Consider the following 22,874-nt stretch of genomic DNA (forward strand, 5'->3'; position numbering starts at 1 on the left):
TCAGGGCGGTGTGGTCAGCGAAACCAGAGATGCGTCGGACGGCGTCGTAGGAATCGGCAGGAACGCGTAAGGTGAGACCTAGTTCGCGACCGTCGTCTCGGCAGCGGTGCAGCAGCCGATGGAGCGGGGAGTCTTTGCTATCCAGGTATTCGTGACTTGCTATAAGCCCTAGTTGCATGACTTGCCATCCCGTCCTTGGGCGAAGTCATATTAGGACACGGATGCTGCCTCGGGAATATCCATTCCGTCGTAGGTGCGCTTCAAGAACAACCATTCCGACCGAAAGTCATGAAGTCCAAAATGCCTACTATATTTAGGCATGCCGTCGCCAAATAAGATCACTCGGATACGGCATGCCAACGCGCCACATCCAGGGATTTACTTCTTGTCTCGTTGGCAATCACGCGCCAATAACGATACGGAACGTAGAACGGTTCTAAAACGGCGCACAGATTCACGGAGGAGTTTCTCATGGAAGATCAATCGCGCGTTGTCGGCGGCCTTCCCGATTTTATGGAGCAGCGGTTAGCTAGGTTTCAGAACTTTGTCATATCCGAATGGGGAGGTAGACACATTTTTCGGAGCCAGCCCTTTACGCCTGGGGATCTTGTACTTTGCACCAATGATTATTTGAGTATTTCGAACAACAAGGACATCGTTGACGCGCAGTGTGCGTCGTTGAGGGAGCATGGTGCGGGTTTGATGATGTCGTCCCTCTTCAATCAGGACCCGAATGATGCGCTGCGACGTGTAGAGCAAACTTTAGCGGATGCGGTAGGTGCAGCAGAGGGTGTGCTTACGCAGTCCGGATACTGTGCGAATATCGGGCTAATGCAAGCGATCGCATGTCCGGGTCGTCCGGTCTACATCGATGTCATTGCGCATGCGTCACTGCATGCTGGTATACGGTTCGCGGGCGCGACGACGGTACTCTTTCGTCACAATGATATTAGCGACCTGAGTGCCAAGATATCGAAAGATGGGGCGGGGATTGTCGTTATAGACTCGATCTACAGCACAAATGGAAGTCTCGCGCCCATGCGCGATATCGTAGATTTGGCACATAACCGTGGTTGTCTAATGGTTGTGGACGAGTCGCATTCATTCGGTACGCACGGTCTGCACGGTCGCGGATTGGTGGCCGGCCTGGGTTTGGCAGGAAAAGTCGACTTTGTAACGGTGAGCCTGGCAAAGGCGTACTGCTCGCGGGCTGGCTTTATCGCGTGCCCAAGAGGGTTTCGTGACTATTTTGGGTTTGAATCACTTCCGGCCATTTTCAGCTCATCACTTCTGCCTCATGACGTCGCTGGTATCAGGGCGGCGCATGAAGTAGTAATCGGTGAGGAGCGACGGAGAGATCGGCTTCATAGTTTGACAAGATATATTCGGTGCGGACTGGCAAGTATGGGCTACCCCGTCGGTACCGATGGCGAGCAGATTGTCGCCCTAGAAGTCGGCAGCGATTTGAGGGCGGCTGAAGTTCGTGACATCCTTGAGGATCACGGAATCTTCGGGTCTCTGTTCACGCCGCCTGCAACGTCAAAGGGGCGATCACTCGTAAGGCTGAGCCTGCACGCCGGCTTGAGTGATTGCGACGTTGATAGACTCATGACTACTTTGCGCAATCTCCGCGTCGCCGTTCGATTGTCAACGTGGTCTGGGGTTGTGCGGACACACCATTGATGAACCGGTTAGAGCCAACGATTCCGCTTCAAAGCAATAAAAATCCCACCCACAATACAAGCCACCAAACACGTAATCGCCGGATAAGCCCAAGGCTTATCCAACTCCGGCATATGCGCGAAGTTCATCCCATACCAGCTCGTAATCAACGTAGGCGCAGCCAACATCGCCGCCCAGCCGGCGAGCTTCTTCATCACCTCATTCTGCCCAAAGGTGACAAGCGCAAGATTCACACTGATCGCCGCCCCGAGCATCTCGCGCATCGCAGAAATCGACTCGTTGACACGAAACACGTGGTCGTAGATATCGCGGAAATAAGCCCGCAACTCGTCATGGATCAAATGCGGATGCAAGCGAACCAGCTGCGCTACGAGGTCCTGCAGCGGCACGACCGCCAGGCGCAGGGTCATCAGTTCACGCTGCATGTCGTAGAGGCGCTTGATGGTCTGGCGGTTCAGCGTTTCGGCGAAAATGTCGTTTTCGAGTTCGTGCAGCTCTTCCCGGAAATCCCGGACGATCGGAAGGAAGTTGTCGACGATAAAATCGAGCACCGCGTACAGCGCATAGCTCGGTCCCATGGCCAGCAGTTCCGGCGTCTGTTCGCAGCTGCGCCGGGCCGGCGCATACGACAACGACGCACCATGGCGCACCGTCACGAAATAGCGTTGCCCGACGAAGATCTGCGTTTCACCGAAGGCGATGTTGCCGCCGACCAGCTGGGCCGTTTGCGCCACGATGAACAGCGAGTCGCCGTAGGCCTCGATCTTGGTGCGCTGATGTGCGTGCTGGGCATCTTCGATGGCCAGGTCGTGCAGGTCGAATTCCTCCTGCAGTTTCAGCAGCAAGGCCTCGTCGGGCTCGTGCAGGCCTACCCATACGAAGGTATCCGGCTCCTTCAGTACATCGCTGATGGCTTCGATGGTGGTGTCGCCGATGCGCTGGCCGGTGTTCCGGTAGGCGACGCAGTTGACGACCATGCCGCCGGAGGTGGAGGCGGGTGCGACTTCAGGGAGGAGCGATACGGATGCCATGGCGGGCATGATGCCGGTGTGCCTGTGGCACGGCAATCACGGCGTGCCGGCAGAACCTTTCAAACACCCCAATGGTTCGGCGTCGTTCAGTCGTGGCGGCGGCAGAAACTCGCGAAAAGCGCGGCCCAGCAGGGCAGGGCGAACAGTATCCAGGGCAGGTTCCGTTGCGGGAAATCCGGCCAGAGATGGAGCAGCAGGCCGATCGTGCAGGCACCCAGGGAGAGCGTGGCGATGCGGGGGGCGAGGCGCCCCATGGGCCTGCCCGCGCGACGCAGGCGCCAGATCGCCGGCAGCAACAGGAAGGCGAGTGGCTGGAAGGCGAGCAGGTTGAAATTGCCCCAGGCGGAGCGATGCAGGGTCAGGGCCCACAGGCCCAGCATGAACAGCCCCGCGATGCCGGCGAACACGGTGAACAGCGTACCGGCGGCCACGAAGATGCCGCGCGCCACGCGGTGCCTCGTGAAGAACGGCAGGGCGAGCGGAATCGCCAGGAGCAACCCGGCGCCAAACAGGGGCCAACGCAGGTCGGGTGCCTGCTCCGGCGGCGGATCGAGGCGGGCAGGCGCGATGGTGGTCTCATCCACGACCAACGGCCGCGCCGCATCGCCTTCGCCGATGCGCACGTTGCGTAGTTCCGCCTCGAGCGTCATGGGCAGGAAGGCTTCCTTCCACGCCGTCATCGGCTGGTCGGCGTAGGGCCCCAGGCCGAGGTCCATGCCGAGCATCAGCAAGGGCTGGTTGCTCATCAGCCGTGCGGTCTGCTCGCGGAAGGTCATGCCGCCGGGCTTGTCGATCAGCTGGTCGCTCAAGGCACCGTCGAGCGCGTCGTCGAGCGCGTCGCGCACGCGGGTGGTGCAATTGTCGACGTAGTAGTCGTAGTGGTAGCCGGCGTTCTCCGGACGAATGTTCCAGAGAAGGAAACGACGCAGCCGTTCCTTCTGCGCATCGTCCAGCGCCAGGCGCTGGCGGCGTACGTAGCGGCCTTCGCCGGCGTAGAAGTCGATGTCCGATTGCGTGTTCTCCGCATCCATGCGGTAAGCCATGATTCCCCGCGCGAAATTGAGCAGGAAACCCTTCTGGTCGAAATCGAACACGCCATAGTTGAACGCGACCGACTCGCCGCTGACCGTGTCCCGCACTTCCAGCGCGTCATGGCCGAAGCGCTCCCAGTAGATATCGCCCGGACCGTAGGTCATCAGCGATATCTCGAGGTTAGCCGCGGGTGCGTCGACGATGCCCGCGTGGGCCATCGGGGCGAAGCACAGGGCGAGCAGCAGGATCAGGGCAGGGCGCATCGGGAAGGGGTGGGTCCGTTTTTAGCTTAGATGGCAAACATCAGCTTGGTGGGAAGCATTAGCTTGTTGGAAGGCATCAACTTGGGTGGGAAGCGGCCTGGGCCGCGAATGGGGCTTGTCGCGAGTCCCATCGCGGCCTAGGCCGCTTCCCACCAGCACTCATACCCTTGGGGTGGGAGTGAAGTGATCGATCAGGCTGGGTTGGCGCGGGCGACGTGGAACTGCTGCACGCGACGATCGTCGGCTTCGGTCACGCGGAACTGGAAGCCGCCCACGGCGATTTCTTCCCCGGCGGCCGGAAGGTGGCCGAACTCCGAGGTGATCATGCCGCCAATGGTGTCGAATTCCTCGTCGGAGAAGTGCGCACCGGCCACTTCGTTGAAGTCGGCGATGGGGGTGAGCGCGCTCACCGAGAAGCCGCCTTCCTCGAGGGCCTCCACCAGCACCGGATCTTCCTCGTCGTCGTGCTCGTCATCGATCTCGCCGACGATCTGTTCGAGGACGTCCTCGATGGTGATGAGGCCGGCGACGCCGCCGTACTCGTCGACCACCAGCGCCATGTGGTTGCGCGTGAGGCGGAACTCCGCCAGCAGCACGTTCAGGCGCATCGATTCGGGAATCAGCACGGCGGGACGGAGCAGGGCGCGCACGTCGCAGCCGTCGCTCTGTCCGAAATACTTCAGGAGATCCTTGGCCAGGAGGATGCCAAGCACTTCGTCCTTGTCTTCGCCATGCACGGGGAAGCGCGAGTGACCGGATTCGACCACGGCGGCAAGGATTTCGGGGAGGGGCGCGTCGACCGGCAGGCTGACGATCTGGGCGCGGGGCACCATCACGTCGTCGACACTGAGCTCGGTCACCTTGATCGCACCCTCGACCATGGTCAGGGTGTCGTTCGAGAGCAGGCCGTTGACCTGGGCGTTGCGCAGTTCTTCGATCAGTTCGTCGCGGTTGCGCGGCTCGCCGGAAAACAGATGGCCCAGGCGGTCCCACCAGGATCGGTGAGCCGGGCCGTTGGTACTACCAGGGTCCTCGTTCATTACTCTTTGGAGTTCTGCCCTATGGGGCGGAAGGGTCAGTCTAGCGGAATTCGTGTGACGGTTCAGGAAGAGGGGTGGCCCGCTGCGCGTGCCATCGCCGACAGGGTCGGCTCCCACCAGAGCGGAAGAGCATCGCCGGCTAGCCGGCTTCCCACCCGATGGCGGCGAACCCGGTGGGAGCCGACCTTGTCGGCGATGGCTACGGAGCGAATCCCACCATCCTGGCAAGCACCCATCGCCGCTGAAGCGGCTCCCACAAAGGTCAGGCCGCCCCTCAAGCCAGGTAAGGGTCCGCAATCCCCAGTCCCGCCAGCACACGGGTCTCCAAACCCTCCATCGCCTCGGCTTCGGCCTCTTCGATGTGGTCGTAGCCGAGCAGGTGCAGCGTGCCGTGGATGGTGAGGTGTGCCCAATGATCGGCCGGCTTCTTGCCTTGTTCGGCGGCCTCGCGGGCCACCACCGGAGCGCAGATCACCAGGTCGCCGATCAGCGGCAGGTTCAGGCCGGGTGGCAGGTCGGCGGGAAACGAGAGGACGTTGGTGGCGTAGTCGCGCCCGCGATACTGCAGGTTCAGCGCGCGGCCCTCATCGGCATCGACAATACGGATCGACACCTCGGTGGCCTTGCGCCGCCGCGCTCCTTTGAGCGCAGCCTCCACCCATCGGCGAAAACTGACCGGCGCAGGCACGCCGCGACGCGACGTGGCATAGCCCACGGCCACATCCGGCGAACTCACCGCTCGTCGTCCTGCTTCTGCTCGAAGGCCTCGTAGGCGCGAACGATCTTCGCCACCAGCGGATGGCGAACCACGTCGCGCGAGGTGAAGAAGGTGAAGCTGATGCCCTCGACGCCGCGCAGCACCTCGATGGCGTGGCGCAGTCCGGAGCGGACATGACGCGGCAGGTCCACCTGGGATACGTCGCCGGTGATGACCGCCACCGAGCCGAAGCCGATGCGGGTCAGGAACATCTTCATCTGCTCGACGGTGGTGTTCTGCGCTTCGTCGAGGATCACGTAGGCATCGTTGAGCGTGCGGCCGCGCATGTAGGCCAGCGGCGCGATCTCGATCACGTTGCGCTCGATCAGCTTGGACACCTTCTCGAAGCCGACCATCTCGTAGAGCGCGTCGTAGAGCGGGCGCAGGTAAGGATCGATCTTCTGGCTGAGGTCGCCGGGCAGGAAGCCGAGCTTCTCGCCCGCTTCCACCGCCGGGCGCACCAGCAGCACGCGCTGCACGCGGTTGGCTTCGAGCGCCTCCACGGCGCTGGCCACGGCGAGGTAGGTCTTGCCCGTGCCGGCCGGACCCACGCCGAAGTTGATGTCGTGCGTGGTGATCGCGTGCAGGTAGCGGGCCTGGTTGGGGCCACGGCCCTTGATCACGCCACGCTTGACCTTGATGACCACGTCTTGCGCGGACTCGGCGGCCTGCTCGTTCAGCGCATCGATGCCGGATTCGGCCAGGCGGACGTTGATCGTCTGCCCGGTGAGGGTCTCGGTCTCGGTGGCGTCGTAGAGCACGCGCAACACCTGTTCGCCGGCCTTGGCCGAGGCTTCGTCGCCGATCACGCGGAACAGGCTGCCGCGATGGTCGATCTCGATGCCCAGGCGCAACTCGATCTGCCGGATGTGCTCGTCGAGCGGTCCGCAGAGATTGGCGAGGCGGGTGTTGTCTTCGGGATCGAGGGCGAAATCGCGCTGGGAAAGGGTCATGGCGTTCACGAGGCGAGCGCCACCTCGTCGTCGAGGCGGACACGGCCGCGCAGCGAGTTCGACATCGCTTCGGTGATCACCACATCGACGAACTGGCCGATCATCCGCGCATGGCCAGGGAAGTTCACGTAGCGCATGTTTTCGGTGCGTCCGGTCATTTCGTTCGGATTCTTCCGGCTGGGTTTCTCGACGAGCACGCGTTGCACCGTGCCGACCATCGCTTCGTTGATCTTGCGCGCGTTCTCGTTGATCGCCGCCTGCAGGCGGGACAGCCGCGCATGCTTGACCTCGGCCGGGGTCTCGTCGGCGAGGTTCGCCGCCGGCGTTCCGGGACGCGACGAGAAGATGAAGGAGAAGCTCTGGTCGAAGCCGACGTCGTCGATCAGCTTCATGGTCTTCTCGAAGTCTTCGTCGGTTTCGCCGGGGAAGCCCACGATGAAGTCGGACGATACGCAGATATCCGGGCGCACCGCGCGCAGCTTGCGGATGCGCTGCTTGAACTCGAGCGCCGTATAGCCGCGCTTCATGGCCGCGAGGATGCGATCGGAGCCGGCCTGCACCGGGAGGTGCAGGTAGTTGGCCAGCTGCGGCACGTTGGCATAGGCCTCGATCAGCGAGTCGGAGAACTCCAGCGGATGCGAGGTGGTGAAGCGGATGCGGCCGATGCCTTCGATCTGCGCGATGGCGTGGATCAGCACGGCGAGGTCGGCGACGTCGCCGTCGTGCATGGGGCCGCGATAGGCGTTGACATTCTGGCCCAGCAGGTTGACCTCGCGCACGCCCTGTTCGGCGAGCTGGGCCACTTCCACGATCACGTCGTCGAAGGGGCGGCTGATCTCTTCGCCGCGGGTGTAGGGCACCACGCAGTAGGAGCAATACTTCGAGCAGCCTTCCATGATCGAGACGAAGGCGGTGGGGCCTTCGGCGCGCGGCTCCGGCAGGCGATCGAACTTCTCGATCTCCGGGAAGCTGATGTCCACCTGCGCCTTACCGCTGGCGCGCTGCGCCTCGATCATCTCGGGCAGGCGGTGCAGGGTCTGCGGACCGAAGACGAGATCGACGTAGGGCGCACGCTTGATGATCGCCTCGCCTTCCTGCGAGGCCACGCAGCCACCGACGCCGATCAGCACGGGCTTGCCGCCCTGCTTGTGCGCCTTCCAGCGACCCAACTGGCTGAAGACCTTTTCCTGGGCCTTTTCGCGGATGGAGCAGGTATTGACCAGGATGACGTCGGCCTCGGCCTCGTCCTGGGTCAGTTCCAGCCCATGCGACGCACGTAGCACGTCGGCCATCTTGGCCGAGTCGTACTCGTTCATCTGGCAGCCGTGGGTCTTGATGAAAAGCTTGCCGCTCATGGGCCGGGATACCGTGATTCGTGGGAGTTGACCGAACCGCGCAGTTTACGCCGCCCCCGGCCGCCTTGCCAGATGCCCGCCATGGATCAATGACTTGCGTGAACATCGTCACGTTCACAGCCCTTGGCAGGGGAGGGACCCTCGGGCACACTCGCGGCCATGGTCCACGACGCGACGCCAGGGGAAAGCGCCGGCCATGCCGCCCGCCGTTTCCTGACATGCCGGCCCGCATTGCGCAGGGCCGCGGGCGCCTGTGTCTTGCTGCTGGGTCTGCTGTCCGCGCCCGCCGTGGCCGGTTCCCTCTATAGATGTGTCGGCAGCACGGGCGAGACCGTGTTCTCCGGCAGCACGGCGGGTTACAAGGACTGCAAGCGCCTCGCCAACATGGGGCCGGCGCGTCCGGCGAAACCGGCCGCCGTGGCCGTGGCCGCGAAAGCGCCCGTCTTCGAACCGGTGGCCGAGGCGCCTTCATTGAAGGGCGTTTCCGGCAGTGTCGTGTCGGCCCCTGTGGCCGCTTCATCGCTCGCCGGGGTGACCGGTTCGGTCGTGGGTGCCGAGGGCGATGCTCCCGCACTGCCGCCGGTGACCGCACCCAAGGGCAGCTGGGATTACCGCGAATCGGCCACCAGCGACCTGACCGCCGCGGCGGCGCCCGCGTCACCGAAGGGGTCTCGCGTGTTGCGCGGTGCCGTCTACCGGATCACGCGCGCCGATGGCGGTGTCGAATACACCAATATCCCGCCGGGCGGTGGCGCGAAAGGGCAGAGCATCAAGATGCTCTTCACCTATATCGCCACCTGCGCGGCCTGCGACGTCCATTCGAAGATCGACTGGAACAGCGTGGCACTCAACCTGACCTCGTATGGCGATGCGATCCATGCGGCCAGCAACGAGTTCGGCGTGGATGAAGCCTTGCTGCGTGCCGTGATCCATGCCGAGAGCGCGTTCAATCCGCGGGCGCTATCGGTCGCGGGGGCGCAGGGACTGATGCAGTTGATTCCGGGCACCGCGCGCGACATGGGCGTGCTGGATGCCTTCGACGCCGATCAGAACATTCGTGGCGGGGCGCGTTATCTCGCCTTGCTGTTGCGCAATTTCAACGGCAACGAACGTCTCGCTGCGGCGGCGTACAACGCCGGGCCGGGTGCGGTGCAGAAGTACAACGGCGTGCCGCCGTATGACGAGACCCAGGTCTATGTCGAGCGCGTGGGCGTGCTGCGGAAGCGCTATGGGGAGACGTTGCGGCATCGGGCGAGTGCCGGGGTGCCGTTGGCCGAGCGGGGGGCTTGAGGAAGAGCATCGCCGGCCAGCCGGCTTCCCACCAAGGGCTAAAGGGCATTACCGGCCAGCCGGCTTCCCACCAGGGGCTTAGGAGCATCGCCGACAGGGTCGGCTCCCACCAGATCACGGCTACCCCTGTGGGAGCCGACTTTGTCGGCGATCCCGCGGCAGCGGGCAAGCTTGCCGCCAGCCTGCTATCGCCGCTGAAGCGGCTCCCACAGTCGGCGAATCAGGTCACAGTCGGCCATCGGGTCACAGTTGGCGAATCGGGCCACAGTCGGCGAATCGGGCCACGGTCGGCGATCAGGGTTGCCGCAGGGCCTGCATCGGCGCGCTGGGTGGCCGCTGTGTCGGGGTGACCGTGGTGGCGAACGGCGCGCCCGAGCGCAAACCCGACACCTGCACCGGAACGCCCGGCTTCAACGAAGCCTCATGCCGGCGCAGGTCCGACGGGTCGAGGATGTCCTCGTCGCCCAGGCGCAGCAGCACGTCGCGCTGCTGGATGCCGGCCAGGGCGGCCGGGCCACCGGGCGAGACTTCGTTGACGACCACGCCGCGCGCCGCCGAGGGCAGGCCGCTGTCCGCCGAAACCGGGACGGCACCATAATCCGCGCCGATCCACCCGCGCACCACGCGGCCGGTCTGCACGATCTGGTCGAGCACGTCGCGCGCGCTCTGCACGGGAATGGCGAAACCGATACCCTCCGCACCCACCGCCTGGCCGATCAGCGAGGTGTTGATCCCCACCAGCTCGCCATGGGCGTTGACCAGCGCGCCACCGGAATTGCCGAAGTTGATCGCCGCGTCGGTCTGGATGAAGTTTTCCAGGCTGGAAAGGTTGAGCTGGCGGCCGATGGCGCTGACGATGCCCATCGTCACCGTCTGCCCGATACCGAAGGGGTTGCCGATCGCCAGGACCACGTCGCCCACGCGGGGGCGGCTGTCCGCATCGGTCATGCGGATGGCCGGGAGGTTGCCCGCATCCACCTTGAGCACGGCCAGGTCGGTCTCGTCGTCGGAGCCGACCACGCGGGCCTTGGCCACGCGCCCGTCGTACAACAGCAGCTGGATGTCGTCGGCGTTGGCGATGACGTGGTTGTTGGTCAGGACGTAACCATCGTCGCTCACGATCACGCCCGAGCCGAGGTTCTGCTGCCGCCGCGTACGCGCCGGACCCGTGGGAACGCTGAAGATGCGCTGGAGTACGGGGTCCGAATACAGCTCGCGCGGCTGCTCGGTCACCAGCTTGTTGGCGTAGATATTTACGACCGAAGGGGCGGCCTTGGCCACGGCATCGGCATACGATGCCGGCCCGCCGCTGGCGACGGAAGTGGTCGTCGAGGCCTGCCCATCCACCGGGGCGGGAGAAAAACGCTGACGGAGAAAAGCGCCGCTGCCGGGCCAGAACAGGCCGATCACGAAGGCGACGGCGAGGCCGAGCACGACGAAGCGGGCGACGAAGGCGAGCGTGCGGGCGGCGTGTTTCATGAAAGAGCGAAGGGGTCCTGTCGTCGTCGCATCGCCTTGCCCACGCGGTTCCGTGGCGGCCCCGACCCCCGTAGGGGACAGGGTGGCGTTCAGTTTATTGTACGTGGCTGGTGCTGACGTTACACTGACGCGATTTGCGGAAGCCGATTTCCGAAAAGAGCCGGCGTTGGGGTCCGCATTCTCAATGGCATAAGTTCCGGAGAGCCTGATGGCGAACGAAGTCGTCGATCACGGGCGCCGTCGCTTCCTAACCGTTACGACAGCAGTTGTCGGCGGGGCGGGAGTGGTCGCGGCGGTCGTGCCCTTCATCAAGTCGTGGGAACCGAGCGCAAGGGCAAAGGCAGCGGGGGCGCCTGTCACGGTCGATATCAGTGCCATCGAGGCCGGCCAGAAAGTCACCTTTTCGTGGCGCAGCCTTCCGGTCTTCGTCGTCAATCGCACCAAGGACCAGCTGGCCCAGCTGAAGGGCCTCGAGCCCCGCTTGCTGGACCCGCAGTCGTCGGATGCGGCGCAACAGCCCAAGTACGCGACCAATGAAAACCGCTCCATCAAGCCCGAGTGGCTGGTGGTGATCGGCCTGTGCACGCACCTGGGTTGCGTGCCCGACTTCGTGCCGGACATCAAGCCGGAGCCGTTCGACGCGAACTGGAAGGGCGGCTTCTACTGCCCCTGCCACAAGTCGCGCTACGACTTGTCCGGCCGTGTCTTCAGCGGCGTGCCCGCGCCGAAGAACCTGCCCGTGCCGCCGTACCACTTCGTGGACGACACGCACATCCAGATCGGCGTCGATCCGAAGGAGGCAGGCTGATGGCTAACGTCCTTACCCGCATCGGCGACTGGGTCAACGAGCGCGCGCCCAACCTGGCGCCGACGTACCGGAAGCACATGACGGAGTACTTCGCGCCGAAGAACTTCAACCTCTGGTACTACTTCGGCTCGCTGGCGCTCCTGGTCCTGGTCAACCAGATCGTGACCGGCATCTTCCTCACCATGAACTACAAGACGAGTGCGCTGGAAGCGTTCAACTCCGTCGAGTACATCATGCGCGACGTGGAATGGGGCTGGCTGATCCGCTACATGCACTCCACCGGGGCCTCGCTGTTCTTCGTGGTGGTGTTCCTGCACATGTTCCGCGGGATCATGTACGGCTCGTTCAAGCGTCCGCGCGAGCTGGTCTGGATCCTCGGCATGCTGATCTTCCTGGTGCTGATGGCCGAGGCCTTCATGGGCTACGTGCTGCCGTGGGGCAACATGTCGTTCTGGGGCGCCAAGGTGATCATCTCGCTGTTCGGCACCATTCCCTACATCGGCAGCTCGCTGGTGGAATGGATCATGGGCGATTTCCTGCCCGCCGATGCCACGCTCAACCGCTTCTTCGCGCTGCACGTGATCGCGTTGCCGCTGGTGCTGCTGCTCCTGGTGGTGTTGCACCTGGCCGCGTTGCACGAGGTGGGTTCGAACAACCCCGACGGCGTGGACGTGAAGCACGGTCCGAAGGGCAACCGCTGGAATCCGGAAAAGCCGGCCGATGCCATCCCGTTCCACCCGTACTACACGGTGAAGGACCTGGTGGGCGTGGGCTTCTTCCTCACCATCGCCGCGTTCATCATCTTCTTCGCGCCGACCTTCGGTGGCTGGTTCCTCGAGCACGACAACTTCACTCCGGCGAACAACCTCGTCACGCCGAGCCACATCAAGCCGTCGTGGTACTTCACGCCGTTCTACGCGATCCTGCGCATGATCCCGTCCTTCTTCGGCACGGCGATCTGGGGCGTGATCGGCATGTTCGGCGCGATCCTGCTGCTGGCCCTGCTGCCCTGGATCGACAAGGGCGAAGTTCGCTCGGTCCGCTATCGCGGCCTGGGTTTCCGCATCGCCCTGGGCGTGCTGGTGTTCTCCTTCCTTGCCCTGGGCATGGTCGGCGCCGGCGTCACCGCCGAGCTCATCCCCGAGTGGTTCCCGGGCGCGGACGTCACCACCTGGGAGAACGCCTTCGGCCGGCTCATGGTGCTGGGCTACTTCGGGTTCTTCGTATTCCTATGGATCTACACGCGCTTTGGCTTCGAGAAGACCAAGCCGGTTCCGGAACGGGTGACGCTGCATGATTAAGCGCTATATCTACTCCCTCGCCCTGGCGCTGGGCCTCGCGGCCGCCACGATTCCCGCCCTCGCCGCCGAAGGCGAAGAGGGCCTGGCGCCCGCCGGCACCAACGTGTCCGACCGGGCCTCGCTGCAGCGTGGCGCCAAGCTGTTCTTCAACTACTGCGTCGGCTGCCACTCGTTGAAGTACGTGCGCTATTCGCGCCTCGCCACCGACCTGGGCCTGTCCGAAGAAGAGGTGATGACCAACCTCAACTTCACCGGCGCGAAGTTCGGCGAGCCGGTGATCTCGCACATGCCGGCCGACAGCGCCAAGACCTGGTTCGGCAAGGATCCGCCGGATCTCTCGCTGGAAGCCCGCGCCAAGGGCGTGGACTTCATCTTCAACTACCTCAACTCGTTCTACCTCGACCCGAGCCGTCCGGTCGGCTGGAACAACACGGTGTTCCCGAACGCCTCCATGCCCAACCCCCTGTGGGAGTTGCAGGGTTTGCAGTCCGCCGTCCATGGCGAGGCCAAGCCGGGCGAGGAAGCGGTGGTGGAGAAGCTGGAAATCACCACGCCGGGCCGGATGACGCCGGAAGAGTTCCGTGGCGCGACCCGCGACCTGACCACCTTCCTCGAATACGCGGCGGAACCCGCGGCGCTCGAGCGCCAGTCCATCGGTGTCTGGGTGATCCTGTTCCTGGCCGGCCTGACCTTCCTCCTGTACCTTTTGAAGCATGAGTACTGGAAGGACGTTCACGAGAGTCACTGATTGATGTCCCGACGGGGCGGCTTCGCAGTCGCCCCGTTTTCGTTCAGGTAGCAGGGAGGGAGATCGAAAGCATGGTCCAGAACGCACGTTCGCGCTCGGCACTGACGCTCTATACCAGTGCCGACGATATCCATTGCCACCGTACGCGCCTCGTGTTGGCCGCCAAGGGCGTCGCCTACGACCGGATCATCCTGAAGCCCGACGAGCCCACGCCGGACCTGCTCGAACTCAATCCCTACGGCACGCTGCCGACCCTGGTCGACCGTGACCTCACCCTCTACGACCCGGCCGTGGTCGTCGAATACCTCGACGAGCGCTACCCGCATCCGCCCTTGATGCCGATCGACCCCTTGTCCCGCGCCCGCCTGCGCCTGGGCACGTGGCGGATCGAGAACGACTGGCTGCCCGAGATCGAGGCCATCGGCGAGGGTGGCAAGGCGGCCGACGGCGCGCGCAAGCGCTTGCGCGAACACCTGTTGCTGTCCGTGCCCCTGTTCAGGGCGTCGCGGTTCTTCCTCAACCCGGAAATGAGCCTGATCGACTGCCTGGTCGCCCCGGTGGTCTGGCGCTTGCCCCATCTGGGCGTGGACCTGGGCAAGGAGGGCAAGCCGATCGTCGACTATGGCGAACGCCTGTTCCACAGCCAGGGCTTCGCCCGCAGCCTCACGCCTGAAGAGCGCGATATGCGCCCGGACTTCAACTTCAGCGCCGGTTAGTCCTCAGGCGGCTCGTATCCCGTAAACTCTCTTCTTGGCCTTGCCCTGCCGGGGCTGGTGATTCCCGACCGACCGGCGGGTACGACGAGGACACTTTCCATGGATACGAACGAAAACGCGGGCATGACTTCGAACCGGCCCTACCTGCTGCGCGCCATCTACGACTGGATCAGCGACAACGGCTTCACGCCGTATGTACTGGTCGATGCCGCCCAGCCCGGCGTGCAGGTGCCGGCCCATGTCGTGAAGAACGGGCAGGTCGTGCTGAACCTCGCGATGCGGGCGGTGGCCAATCTCGACCTGGGCAACGACCGCATCACCTTCCAGGCACGGTTTTCCGGTGTCAGCCAGTCCATCGTCATCCCGATGCACGCCGTGCTTGCCCTTTATGCGCAGGAAAACGGCCAGGGCATGATGTTCCCCGCCGACGAGAACGAAGCGCTCTCGGCGAGTACGTCCGAACCGGGCGACGAAGCCAATGAAACCCCGCCGCAGGCCGGTGGCGACGACGACCGCCCGAAGCGGGGCGCGCCGCACCTTCGGGTGGTCAAGTAATACGCGGGCGGCTCAGTGGAGCCGCCGACGGTCCGCCAGCGAGATGACGTTGCCGGTGTGTACCACCGAGTCGGTCGCCACGACGGTCTCCAGTTCCGGCGACCCCGACAGCGGCAGCGAGAAACTGGCCACCTCGTTGCCGGCCATCCACAGGCGTGCCGCCTGTCGCGATTGGCCATCCTCGCTCACCTCGAACCCGTAGCAGCGTTCCAGCCGGCGCACGCCGTCGACTCCTTGCCAACGGATCGAGCGCAGGCCGACGCTCTGGTCGAGCAGCTGCAGTCCGTGCCGCTTGCACAATGCCGTCGCCGCCTTCACGGCGACTTCGCGTGCACGGGTCAGCCGGTACCAGCTTGCGATGCCGGCGGCGAGGGCGAATAGCCAGAAGAGGTCGGTGAAGGAAGACATGGGGTCAGTGTGTGGCCCGGTTGCGCCGACCACAAGCCCCCGGGGCGCCTCAGTGCTTCACGTCCAGCCGCAGGGAAAGGTCGATCGCCCGGACATGCTTGGTCAGGGCGCCGCTGGAGATGAAATCCACTCCCGTTTCAGCGATCGCACGCACGGTGTCGAGCTCCACGTTGCCGGAGACCTCCAGCGGAATGCGTCCCGCGGTGTAGTCCACGGCTTCCTTGAGCATGGCGGGCGTGAAATTGTCCAGCAGGGCGCGGTCGGCGTCGGCGGATATCGCCTCGGCCAGTTCGTCCAGGGTTTCCACTTCCACGATCAATGGGAGGGAAGGGTGGATCATGCGCGCGGCGCGCACGGCGGCCGGGATGCCGCCGGCGGCGATGATGTGGTTTTCCTTGAGCATCATCGCGTCGAACAGGCCGATGCGATGGTTCGTGCCGCCACCGCAGCGCACGGCGTATTTCTGCGCGCGCCGCAGGCCGGGGATGGTCTTTCGCGTGTCGAGGATGCGCGTGCGGGTGCCCGCCAGCGCATCCACGTAACGCGCGGTAACGGTCGCCGTCGACGACAGCAGTTGCAGGAAGTTGAGCGCCGAACGTTCGGCCGTGACCAGTGCCCGCGCCTTGCCCGCCAGGAGGCACACCGTCGCTCCCGCCGCCACGCGGTCGCCATCGTGGGCCAGCCATTCGACCCGCACGTCCGGATCGAGCTTGCGGAAACACGCCTCGAACCACGCCGCGCCACACAGCACGGCGTCCTCGCGGCAGGTCAGCACGGCGGTGGCGGTCGCCTTGGCATCGAGCAGGTCGGCCGTGGCGTCGCCCGGTCCCACGTCCTCGGCGAAGGCGCGTTCGACATCGGCAAGGATCTCGCTCGCCGGCGGTAGCGCGTCGGCCAGGTGTCGCGGATCGGCAGGGCTCATCGGCTGGAGGCGTCCGTGGAAGAGGCCGCTACCTTATTCGGGTTGGCGAAGCTTTTCCACGATCGCGTCCATCGCGCGGTCGAACAGCAGCGTGGAATCGAGCACGCGCGCCGTGCCGCTGGCGAAGGCCTGCGCGAGCCCGGCAAGGCTGTGGTCGGCGACCTTCAGGCCGCGACGGTTCACGAACAGGTAGCGGCCGCTGATCGGGCTGATCCACGACAGCTTGGCGCGATCGGTGGTGCCATCGGCGGCGGTGAATTCCAGCCACTGGCCCACCTTCAACTCACGCGCCTGCGCGAGATTGCGCTCGTCGAAGGCTTCGTCGAGCAGGGACTCGACCTCGTCGTCCGGTTCCGGTTCGGCCACCGGTTCCTCGATGGCCTGGATGGCCTCGGGCAATGGCATCACGCTGGCGACGATGGTTCCCGATACGGTCTCGCCCACCGCTTCGCCGAGTTGCTGGCGGTAGAAGGCGTGCAACTGGCCCAGCAGTTGTTCCGTGTCCGTTTCCTGGAAGGCCACGGCGGCGAGGCCGCGGCGCAACGAGCGTTCGATGCCGGGAAGCATCGCGCGGAGGTCGCGCCGGCCATTGAGGTCGTGCGCCGGCCGCGCGCTGGCGATGAAATCGTCGATGAAGCGCAGCGAGTCGCGGAATTCCTGGGATTCCTCGCCCTGGCGCAGCAGGGTGAGCACGATGTAGTTGGCCCATGCACGGGTCAGCACGCCATAGATGAGCGGCGGCAGCGAAGCCCCGCCGATACGGCCGACGATTTCCTGCGCGGCACGGCGGCGTGCCTGCTCGAGCTTCTCGCGGCCGCGCGTGGATTCGGCGACGCGTTGCTCGGCCAGTTCGGCGCGCTTGCGGCTGACGTCGAGGAAATCCTGCAATTCGGCGGCGAGGCGGGTGAAGATCGCGGTGTCGTCGTCGAAGTCGTGCAGCAGGCGTTCGACGATCGACTTCATCTTGTCGAACAGACGTCCGTCGCGGTCCGCTTCGGCCGACCATCCCTTGGCCGCATCGGCGAGCGCATCGAGCAGCTGGCGCGCGGGATGCGACTTGTGCGCGAACATGCGACGGTCGAGCAGGGCCACCTTGAGGTAGGGAATCTGCAGGCGCGCGAGCAGCACCTGCATTTCCGTCGGCAGGTTGTCGTCCTCGAGGATGAACTCGAAGAGCATGCCGACGAGATCGATGGTGTCCTCGTCCATGCCCGACACATGCGCGGTCTGCTGGCCACGCAGTTGCCCGATCTGGGCGAGAAGCTGTTCCTTCAGCTGGGCGACGTCACGACTGACGTCGGCCTGGGTGGCGAGCGGCGCGGCGGTGTTCGGCAGCGTGGCGATCTGGCTCTGCAGCAAGGTCAGCGCGCCGAGCAGTTCCGCCGGGCTGGGCAAGGGGCCCGTCGGCAGCGGCGTTCCCATCGGTCCGCCCATCGCCGGCACGCTGTCGCGGCGCGCCGAGAACAGCGCGTGCAGCGATTGCATGAACTCCGCGGCGGCGGCATCCGTCACGGGCGTGGCGGCGGCCTGCGGCGCGGCGGCGGTGGAGACCGGGCCGATCGGTGCCGGGGCATCGCTGCGCCGGGTCGAAATCTCATGGCGCAGCTGCGGCAGCACGCCGGCGCTGGCCAGTTCGTTGTTGATGTCGTCGTAGAGCTCGTCGATGCCGGCGAGCACGTAGCGATCGAACAGCTTGTAGATGATCAGCTTGACGCGGACCTCGACCATCAGCTCGCGCATGGCCTGGCGGAAGGCGCCAGCCAGCGAGGCCGGCCCGACGGGGTTGGACGCGTCGTCCATCTTGTTGCCGCCGCAGATCACCGACAGCCGCTGGTTCACGGCGAACAGGGCGCGCGCCAGGCGCTGCTCGTTCTTGCCGATCATGCTGGTGATCGCGAGGGATTCTTCCAGTTCGTTCTCGCCGACGAGGCTGAGTTCGATATTGGCGAGCGGGCGGCCGGCGCCGTCGGCATCCGGGGCCCGGGTGCGGCCCGCGGAAAAATCGGCCAGGTCGCGCGCGACCTGGCCGAGGAAGGTGCGCTCGACGATCGCCCGCTTCTTGCGGACCTCGCGCATGCCGTCGAAGAACTGGGTCTGGGCCGCGTTGTTCTCGGCCTTCTCGGCGAGGTCGAACAGGGCGTCGTCGATGTTCTCGAACATGTTCGACGCCAGCGCGTGCAAGCGCTTCGTGGCCAGCCCACGCACCGTCACCAGCAACGCGCCCACGCTCTCACTGCGCGGGTCCAGGCGCTGACTGAGATCGACGACGTTGGACGGCTCGCTCGCGTTGTTCATCGCGCATCCTGGATATTCTGGCCCCCGCCTGAAGCGTCATTGTGCGGGAACCAATGCTTTATAGCGTGACTCGCGTCACGGAATTCAGGCGCGACCCGTTTCTGGCGCGAAGCCCGACAACTGGAGGGTGCCGATGCCTGCCTCGGGCAACATGACGGGGATGCCGTCTTCCACCCGGTAGACCAGCTGGCCGTCGGTGGTGATGAGCCCCTCGGTGATCGGCTCGGCGACTTTCTCGCCGGCGACCGTGTCGACCGCCCCGGCGCGGATCGCTCCGTTGAGTTGGTCGCGCTCGGCCGCCGTGAGGGGGCGCAGCGGGCGTTTGCTGACAGGGCAGCAGAGGATGTCGAGTAGACGCTTGTCCATGGGAAGTGGCCGCCGGCGGCCAACCTGATAAACGGGAATGCCTTTACAATAGCGACTTTTGGGTGCTCCGGCCATGACTTCCAACGAGGGTAACGAAGCGAACGCGCCGCGCGTGGGCGTGGTGATGGGTTCGCGTTCGGACTGGGAAACCATGGAGCACGCCTCCACCACGCTGACCCGGATGGGCATCGTCCATGAGGTCCGTGTCGTGTCGGCGCATCGCACGCCCGACTTGCTCTTCGACTACGCCGAGACGGCCCGCGCCCGGGGCATCCAGGTGATCATCGCCGGTGCCGGCGGGGCGGCCCATCTGCCGGGCATGATCGCGGCGAAGACGGCCCTGCCGGTGTTCGGCGTGCCGGTGCAGTCCAAGGCCCTCAACGGCATGGATTCCCTCCTTTCGATCGCCCAGATGCCGGCCGGCGTGCCGGTCGGCACCCTGGCCATCGGCCGCGCGGGCGCCACCAACGCGGCCTTGCTCGCCGCGTCCGTGCTCGCCCTGCACGATCGGGCCGTGGCCGAGGCCCTGGATGCCTTCCGCGCCGCGCAGACCCGGTCCGTCCTCGACCATCCGGACCCGCGCACGTGAGCCGCACGCTCCCCACCGTCGGCATCCTCGGTGGCGGGCAGCTCGCCCGCATGCTGGCCCTGGCGGCCGCCCCGCTGGGCATCCGTACGCTCGCGGTCGACGGCGCCGCCGATGCCTGCGCCGGGCAGGTGTCCGGGCTGGTGGTCGCCGCGTGGGACGACGAGGCGGCATTGGCGGGGTTCGCCAGGCAGGTGGACGTGGTCACCTTCGACTTCGAGAACGTGCCCGCGGCGACGGCCGAACGGCTCGCCGGGCTGGTCGACGTGTTTCCGAACCCCCGCGCCCTGGCCGTGGCCCAGGACAGGCTGTCCGAGAAAACCTTGTTCCGCGAGTCCGGCCTGAATACGCCGGAATTCGCCGTGGTCGATACCCGCGACGACCTGGTCGCGGCGGTCGGGCGCATCGGCCTCCCCGCGATCCTCAAGACGCGCCGCCTCGGCTATGACGGCAAGGGGCAGTTCCGGTTGAAGGTTCCGGCGGATATCGATGCCGCCTGGGCGGCACTCGGCGACGCCGCGTCCCGGCATGGGCTGATTCTGGAGGCCTTCGTCCCGTTCGACCGCGAATTGTCCGTGGTGGCCGTGCGCGGCCGCGACGGTGCGTTCCGCACCTGGCCGCTCACGCGTAACTGGCATGTGGATGGCGTGCTCTCGCTGAGCCTGGCGCCGGCGCCGGGTACCTCCGATGCGTTGGAACACGAGGCTGTCGCGCATGCGCGGGCCATCGCCGAACGGCTGGACTACGTCGGCGTCTTCGCGCTGGAATTGTTCGTCCGCGGTAACGAGCTACTGGGCAACGAGATGGCGCCGCGTGTGCACAACTCGGGGCACTGGACCATCGAGGGCGCGCATACCAGCCAGTTCGAGAACCATATCCGCGCGGTGCTGGGTCTTCCCCTGGGGGATACCGGCGTGCGCGGGGCCAGCGCCATGCTCAACTGGATCGGCGAGATGCCCGATCCGGCGCCGGTGCTGTCCGTCGTCGATGGCCATTGGCACGACTACGGCAAGGAGGCTCGGCCCGGGCGCAAGGTAGGGCACGCGACGATCTGCGCCACCGATGCAGGGAGCCTGCGGGCGAAGCTGGTGGAGGTGGGCGCGGCATTGGGGCGGGAAGGGCAGGTGGCGCCGGCTGTCGAGGCGCTGGGCTAGGCGGTCGAGGGCTTGGGCTAGGTGGTGAGGCCTTGGGCCGAGAAAACCTCTATGAAAAGCCCTATGGAAGGCCCCTATGGAAAGCCCTGTGGGAGCCGCTTCAGCGGCGATGGGTGCTTGCCTCAGGCTGGCCCGCTAGCGCGGGATCGCCGCTGAAGCGGCTCCCACAGAAGTAGTTCCTACAGAAATGGCTCCCACAGAAGTGGTTTCCACAGAGGTGGCTCCCACAGAGGTGGTTTCCACAGAGGTAACGAAAAGGCCGGGTCTCGCGATCCGGCCTTTCTCATTTCGTTGCCGGGGCTCTAAAACCGCCCAGGCGGAATCAGGACCCTCCAGAGGAAATCAGGCGAGGTTCTTCGCCGCGAAGTCCCAGTTCACGATGTTCCAGAACGCTTCCAGGTACTTCGGACGGGCGTTGCGGTAATCGATGTAATACGCGTGTTCCCACACGTCGGCCGTGAACAGCGGCTTGTCGCTACCCGTGATCGGGGTGGCGGCGTTCGACGTGTTGACGATCGCCAGGGAGCCATCCGGGCGCTGCACCAGCCAGGTCCAGCCCGAGCCGAAGTTGCCGGCGGCCTGCTTGTTGAACTCTTCCTTGAACTTGTCGACCGAGCCGAAGGCCTTGGTCAGCGCGTCGGCGAGCTTGGCCGGCGGCTCGGCGCCGCCTGGGGCCCGCATCGAGTGCCAGTAGAAGGTGTGGTTCCAGATCTGCGCCGCATTGTTGAAGATGCCGCCGGACGAGGTCTTGATGATGTCTTCCAGGCTCTTGCCCTCGAACTCCGTCCCCTTGACCAGGTTGTTGAGGTTCGTGACGTAGGTCTGGTGGTGCTTGCCGTAGTGGAACTCGAGGGTCTCAGCGGAGATGTGCGGCTCGAGGGCATTCTTTTCGTAGGGGAGCGGGGGAAGTTCGAACGCCATTGCGGGACTCCTTAGCGGTGGCTGGGGGGAAAGGGCGTAGGCAGGGGGCCTGAGGCCGTGCGCTGCTACACTATGCAACTAGTCGCATTCTAATGATGAAAACCGAGCTATGGACGTCGTAGACGAGATCAAGGCCATCGTGGCGGCCCACCCGATCGTGCTTTTCATGAAAGGCACACCGGAATACCCGACCTGTGGCTTCTCCGATCGCGCCGTGAAGGCCTTGCAGGCCGCCGGTGCGGCGTTCCATTCGGTGAACGTGCTGGCCGATCCACGCATCCGCGCCGGCCTGCCGCATTACTCGAACTGGCCGACATTTCCGCAGCTGTTTCTGCTCGGTGAGTTCATCGGTGGTTGCGACATCGTCGAAGACCTGCACGCCGCGGGCGAGTTGAAGCGCATGGCGGCGGACGTGGCCGGGGCCGCGACGTGAACGCCTCGCACTCCGCACGGCTGCCCGAGGACTGGTCCGTGGCGCCGGGAGCGCTCGCGGGCCGCGTGGTGATCGTCACCGGCGCCACTGGAGGCCTCGGCGGCGAAACGGCGAAGGCGGTGGTCCGCGCGGGAGCCACGGTGGTGATCACCGGGCGCAAGGTCCGCGCGCTCGAGAAACGCTACGACGAGCTCGTCGCGCTCGGGGGTAACGAGCCGGTGATCCATCCGCTGGACCTCGAAAGCGCCACGCCCGCGGATTACGCCGCGCTGGCCGAAGGCATCGAGGGCGAGTTCGGCCGTCTCGACGGCATCGTGCATGCCGCCGCGCATTTCAACGAATTGACCCCCATCGCGATGCACAAGCCCGACGACTGGCTGCGCGCGATGCAGGTGAACGTGTCGGCGCCGTTCGCATTGACGCAGGCATGCATGCCCTTGCTCACGCGAGCCGATGACAGCGCCGTGGTTTTCGTGCTCGACGATCCGGACCTGCTTTCGCGCGCCCACTGGGGCGGTTATGGCGTCTCCAAGGCCGCGGTGGAACGCATGGCCGCGGTGCTGCACGCCGAGAACGGACGCGGCCCGATGCGCGTGCATACGCTGTTGCCGATGCCGATGCGCACGGCCTTGCGCCGCGCGGCGTACTACGGCGAGAACACGCTGGAAAAACCGCTGCCCACCGCCGCGGCCGACGCCATCGTCTACCTGCTTTCCGGTGCCGGCGCGGATGCGCGCGGCGCCGTGCTCGATCTACGCCCCACCCACTGACCTACCGC

Annotated in this window: 23 protein-coding genes; 11 read left to right on the forward strand and 12 right to left on the reverse strand. The window is 65.3% G+C overall.

The window, feature by feature from the left end; genetic code table 11:
• Positions 1-471 precede the first annotated feature (471 nt).
• A complete protein-coding gene (cqsA, locus tag AB6730_RS12415; protein WP_371023920.1) occupies positions 472-1,683 on the forward strand; it encodes an alpha-hydroxyketone-type quorum-sensing autoinducer synthase in 1,212 nt (403 codons plus the stop codon).
• 8 nt (positions 1,684-1,691) lie between these two features.
• On the opposite strand, the gene AB6730_RS12420 is transcribed toward cqsA, so the two are convergent.
• The 6 genes from AB6730_RS12420 to miaB all read right to left on the reverse strand — a co-directional run bounded on the left by AB6730_RS12420 (position 1,692) and on the right by miaB (position 8,114).
• A complete protein-coding gene (locus AB6730_RS12420) occupies positions 1,692-2,714 on the reverse strand; it encodes a magnesium and cobalt transport protein CorA (protein ID WP_371024006.1) in 1,023 nt (340 codons plus the stop codon).
• Between the two features lie 86 nt (positions 2,715-2,800).
• Positions 2,801-4,009 (reverse strand): DUF4105 domain-containing protein, encoded by a 1,209-nt coding sequence (locus tag AB6730_RS12425; RefSeq protein ID WP_371023921.1) that lies wholly within the window; start codon positions 4,007-4,009, stop codon positions 2,801-2,803.
• A 191-nt stretch (positions 4,010-4,200) separates the two neighbouring features.
• On the reverse strand, positions 4,201-5,049 hold the full coding sequence (locus AB6730_RS12430; protein WP_371023922.1) for an HlyC/CorC family transporter: 849 nt from the start codon (positions 5,047-5,049) through the stop codon (positions 4,201-4,203).
• Positions 5,050-5,323: 274 nt separating this feature from the next.
• Positions 5,324-5,785, reverse strand: a complete 462-nt coding sequence (ybeY, locus tag AB6730_RS12435; protein WP_371023923.1) for an rRNA maturation RNase YbeY — start codon at positions 5,783-5,785, stop codon at positions 5,324-5,326.
• Positions 5,782-6,759, reverse strand: a complete 978-nt coding sequence (locus AB6730_RS12440; protein WP_371024007.1) for a PhoH family protein — start codon at positions 6,757-6,759, stop codon at positions 5,782-5,784. Before AB6730_RS12440 ends, ybeY begins: the two co-directional genes overlap by 4 nt.
• A 5-nt stretch (positions 6,760-6,764) precedes the next feature.
• Positions 6,765-8,114, reverse strand: coding sequence for a tRNA (N6-isopentenyl adenosine(37)-C2)-methylthiotransferase MiaB (gene miaB, locus AB6730_RS12445; RefSeq protein ID WP_371023924.1), 1,350 nt, complete (start codon positions 8,112-8,114; stop codon positions 6,765-6,767).
• 159 nt (positions 8,115-8,273) lie between these two features.
• Between miaB and AB6730_RS12450 the strand changes: the two genes are divergently transcribed.
• Positions 8,274-9,404, forward strand: a complete 1,131-nt coding sequence (locus tag AB6730_RS12450; protein ID WP_371023925.1) for a lytic transglycosylase domain-containing protein — start codon at positions 8,274-8,276, stop codon at positions 9,402-9,404.
• Positions 9,405-9,698: 294 nt separating this feature from the next.
• Here AB6730_RS12450 and AB6730_RS12455 read toward each other — a convergent pair whose 3' ends face one another.
• Positions 9,699-10,883, reverse strand: a complete 1,185-nt coding sequence (locus AB6730_RS12455; protein ID WP_371023926.1) for a S1C family serine protease — start codon at positions 10,881-10,883, stop codon at positions 9,699-9,701.
• A gap of 208 nt (positions 10,884-11,091) precedes the next feature.
• Here AB6730_RS12455 and petA point away from each other — a divergent pair, with 208 nt between their 5' ends.
• From petA to AB6730_RS12480, 5 genes are all read left to right on the forward strand, one after another.
• Positions 11,092-11,691: a ubiquinol-cytochrome c reductase iron-sulfur subunit gene (gene petA / locus AB6730_RS12460; protein WP_306850281.1), complete on the forward strand. Its 600-nt coding sequence runs from the start codon at positions 11,092-11,094 to the stop codon at positions 11,689-11,691.
• Positions 11,691-12,992 carry a cytochrome bc complex cytochrome b subunit gene (locus AB6730_RS12465; RefSeq protein WP_371023927.1) on the forward strand — a complete coding sequence of 434 codons (1,302 nt, stop codon included), beginning with the start codon at positions 11,691-11,693 and terminating at the stop codon, positions 12,990-12,992. Before petA ends, AB6730_RS12465 begins: the two co-directional genes overlap by 1 nt.
• Positions 12,985-13,740 carry a cytochrome c1 gene (locus AB6730_RS12470; protein WP_371023928.1) on the forward strand — a complete coding sequence of 252 codons (756 nt, stop codon included), beginning with the start codon at positions 12,985-12,987 and terminating at the stop codon, positions 13,738-13,740. The genes AB6730_RS12465 and AB6730_RS12470 overlap by 8 nt, the downstream gene beginning before the upstream one ends.
• A 71-nt stretch (positions 13,741-13,811) precedes the next feature.
• On the forward strand, positions 13,812-14,456 hold the full coding sequence (locus AB6730_RS12475) for a glutathione S-transferase N-terminal domain-containing protein (protein WP_371023929.1): 645 nt from the start codon (positions 13,812-13,814) through the stop codon (positions 14,454-14,456).
• A gap of 123 nt (positions 14,457-14,579) precedes the next feature.
• The gene (locus AB6730_RS12480) at positions 14,580-15,011 is read left to right on the forward strand and encodes a ClpXP protease specificity-enhancing factor (protein WP_371024008.1); all 432 of its coding nucleotides are present in this window, start codon (positions 14,580-14,582) and stop codon (positions 15,009-15,011) included.
• 12 nt (positions 15,012-15,023) lie between these two features.
• Here AB6730_RS12480 and AB6730_RS12485 read toward each other — a convergent pair whose 3' ends face one another.
• The 4 genes from AB6730_RS12485 to AB6730_RS12500 all read right to left on the reverse strand — a co-directional run bounded on the left by AB6730_RS12485 (position 15,024) and on the right by AB6730_RS12500 (position 19,002).
• Positions 15,024-15,419 (reverse strand): DUF3301 domain-containing protein, encoded by a 396-nt coding sequence (locus tag AB6730_RS12485; RefSeq protein WP_371023930.1) that lies wholly within the window; start codon positions 15,417-15,419, stop codon positions 15,024-15,026.
• A gap of 49 nt (positions 15,420-15,468) precedes the next feature.
• Positions 15,469-16,341, reverse strand: coding sequence for a carboxylating nicotinate-nucleotide diphosphorylase (gene nadC / locus AB6730_RS12490; RefSeq protein WP_371023931.1), 873 nt, complete (start codon positions 16,339-16,341; stop codon positions 15,469-15,471).
• 33 nt (positions 16,342-16,374) lie between these two features.
• On the reverse strand, positions 16,375-18,636 hold the full coding sequence (locus AB6730_RS12495) for a DUF1631 domain-containing protein (RefSeq protein ID WP_371023932.1): 2,262 nt from the start codon (positions 18,634-18,636) through the stop codon (positions 16,375-16,377).
• A gap of 84 nt (positions 18,637-18,720) precedes the next feature.
• Entirely contained in the window at positions 18,721-19,002 is a 282-nt protein-coding gene (locus AB6730_RS12500) for a Trm112 family protein (protein ID WP_371023933.1), read from the reverse strand.
• 73 nt (positions 19,003-19,075) lie between these two features.
• On the opposite strand from AB6730_RS12500, the gene purE reads away from it, so the two are divergent.
• Together purE and AB6730_RS12510 are read left to right on the forward strand one after the other, a co-directional pair.
• Positions 19,076-19,591 (forward strand): 5-(carboxyamino)imidazole ribonucleotide mutase, encoded by a 516-nt coding sequence (gene purE / locus AB6730_RS12505; RefSeq protein ID WP_371023934.1) that lies wholly within the window; start codon positions 19,076-19,078, stop codon positions 19,589-19,591.
• Between the two features lie 50 nt (positions 19,592-19,641).
• A complete protein-coding gene (locus AB6730_RS12510; RefSeq protein WP_371024009.1) occupies positions 19,642-20,742 on the forward strand; it encodes a 5-(carboxyamino)imidazole ribonucleotide synthase in 1,101 nt (366 codons plus the stop codon).
• A gap of 342 nt (positions 20,743-21,084) precedes the next feature.
• Here AB6730_RS12510 and AB6730_RS12515 read toward each other — a convergent pair whose 3' ends face one another.
• On the reverse strand, positions 21,085-21,663 hold the full coding sequence (locus AB6730_RS12515; RefSeq protein WP_371023935.1) for a superoxide dismutase: 579 nt from the start codon (positions 21,661-21,663) through the stop codon (positions 21,085-21,087).
• A gap of 109 nt (positions 21,664-21,772) precedes the next feature.
• On the opposite strand from AB6730_RS12515, the gene grxD reads away from it, so the two are divergent.
• Together grxD and AB6730_RS12525 are read left to right on the forward strand one after the other, a co-directional pair.
• Positions 21,773-22,096 carry a Grx4 family monothiol glutaredoxin gene (gene grxD, locus AB6730_RS12520; RefSeq protein ID WP_371023936.1) on the forward strand — a complete coding sequence of 108 codons (324 nt, stop codon included), beginning with the start codon at positions 21,773-21,775 and terminating at the stop codon, positions 22,094-22,096.
• Positions 22,093-22,866 carry an SDR family NAD(P)-dependent oxidoreductase gene (locus AB6730_RS12525; protein WP_371023937.1) on the forward strand — a complete coding sequence of 258 codons (774 nt, stop codon included), beginning with the start codon at positions 22,093-22,095 and terminating at the stop codon, positions 22,864-22,866. Before grxD ends, AB6730_RS12525 begins: the two co-directional genes overlap by 4 nt.
• Positions 22,867-22,874: the final 8 nt, after the last annotated feature.

Source organism: Luteibacter sp. RCC_6_2 (assembly GCF_041360655.1).
GTDB lineage: Bacteria > Pseudomonadota > Gammaproteobacteria > Xanthomonadales > Rhodanobacteraceae > Luteibacter.

What these genes read in the sequence shown, in the direction of transcription:
- cqsA (WP_371023920.1), top strand. Translation starts at nt 472, where the DNA reads ATGGAAGATCAATCGCGCGTTGTCGGCGGCCTTCCCGATTTTATGGAG.
- AB6730_RS12420 (WP_371024006.1), bottom strand. Translation starts at nt 2,714, where the DNA reads ATGGCATCCGTATCGCTCCTCCCTGAAGTCGCACCCGCCTCCACCTCC.
- AB6730_RS12425 (WP_371023921.1), bottom strand. Translation starts at nt 4,009, where the DNA reads ATGCGCCCTGCCCTGATCCTGCTGCTCGCCCTGTGCTTCGCCCCGATG.
- AB6730_RS12430 (WP_371023922.1), bottom strand. Translation starts at nt 5,049, where the DNA reads ATGAACGAGGACCCTGGTAGTACCAACGGCCCGGCTCACCGATCCTGG.
- AB6730_RS12440 (WP_371024007.1), bottom strand. Translation starts at nt 6,759, where the DNA reads ATGACCCTTTCCCAGCGCGATTTCGCCCTCGATCCCGAAGACAACACC.
- miaB (WP_371023924.1), bottom strand. Translation starts at nt 8,114, where the DNA reads ATGAGCGGCAAGCTTTTCATCAAGACCCACGGCTGCCAGATGAACGAG.
- AB6730_RS12450 (WP_371023925.1), top strand. Translation starts at nt 8,274, where the DNA reads ATGGTCCACGACGCGACGCCAGGGGAAAGCGCCGGCCATGCCGCCCGC.
- AB6730_RS12455 (WP_371023926.1), bottom strand. Translation starts at nt 10,883, where the DNA reads ATGAAACACGCCGCCCGCACGCTCGCCTTCGTCGCCCGCTTCGTCGTG.
- petA (WP_306850281.1), top strand. Translation starts at nt 11,092, where the DNA reads ATGGCGAACGAAGTCGTCGATCACGGGCGCCGTCGCTTCCTAACCGTT.
- AB6730_RS12465 (WP_371023927.1), top strand. Translation starts at nt 11,691, where the DNA reads ATGGCTAACGTCCTTACCCGCATCGGCGACTGGGTCAACGAGCGCGCG.
- AB6730_RS12470 (WP_371023928.1), top strand. Translation starts at nt 12,985, where the DNA reads ATGATTAAGCGCTATATCTACTCCCTCGCCCTGGCGCTGGGCCTCGCG.
- AB6730_RS12475 (WP_371023929.1), top strand. Translation starts at nt 13,812, where the DNA reads ATGGTCCAGAACGCACGTTCGCGCTCGGCACTGACGCTCTATACCAGT.
- AB6730_RS12480 (WP_371024008.1), top strand. Translation starts at nt 14,580, where the DNA reads ATGACTTCGAACCGGCCCTACCTGCTGCGCGCCATCTACGACTGGATC.
- AB6730_RS12485 (WP_371023930.1), bottom strand. Translation starts at nt 15,419, where the DNA reads ATGTCTTCCTTCACCGACCTCTTCTGGCTATTCGCCCTCGCCGCCGGC.
- nadC (WP_371023931.1), bottom strand. Translation starts at nt 16,341, where the DNA reads ATGAGCCCTGCCGATCCGCGACACCTGGCCGACGCGCTACCGCCGGCG.
- AB6730_RS12495 (WP_371023932.1), bottom strand. Translation starts at nt 18,636, where the DNA reads ATGAACAACGCGAGCGAGCCGTCCAACGTCGTCGATCTCAGTCAGCGC.
- AB6730_RS12500 (WP_371023933.1), bottom strand. Translation starts at nt 19,002, where the DNA reads ATGGACAAGCGTCTACTCGACATCCTCTGCTGCCCTGTCAGCAAACGC.
- purE (WP_371023934.1), top strand. Translation starts at nt 19,076, where the DNA reads ATGACTTCCAACGAGGGTAACGAAGCGAACGCGCCGCGCGTGGGCGTG.
- AB6730_RS12510 (WP_371024009.1), top strand. Translation starts at nt 19,642, where the DNA reads ATGCTGGCCCTGGCGGCCGCCCCGCTGGGCATCCGTACGCTCGCGGTC.
- AB6730_RS12515 (WP_371023935.1), bottom strand. Translation starts at nt 21,663, where the DNA reads ATGGCGTTCGAACTTCCCCCGCTCCCCTACGAAAAGAATGCCCTCGAG.
- grxD (WP_371023936.1), top strand. Translation starts at nt 21,773, where the DNA reads ATGGACGTCGTAGACGAGATCAAGGCCATCGTGGCGGCCCACCCGATC.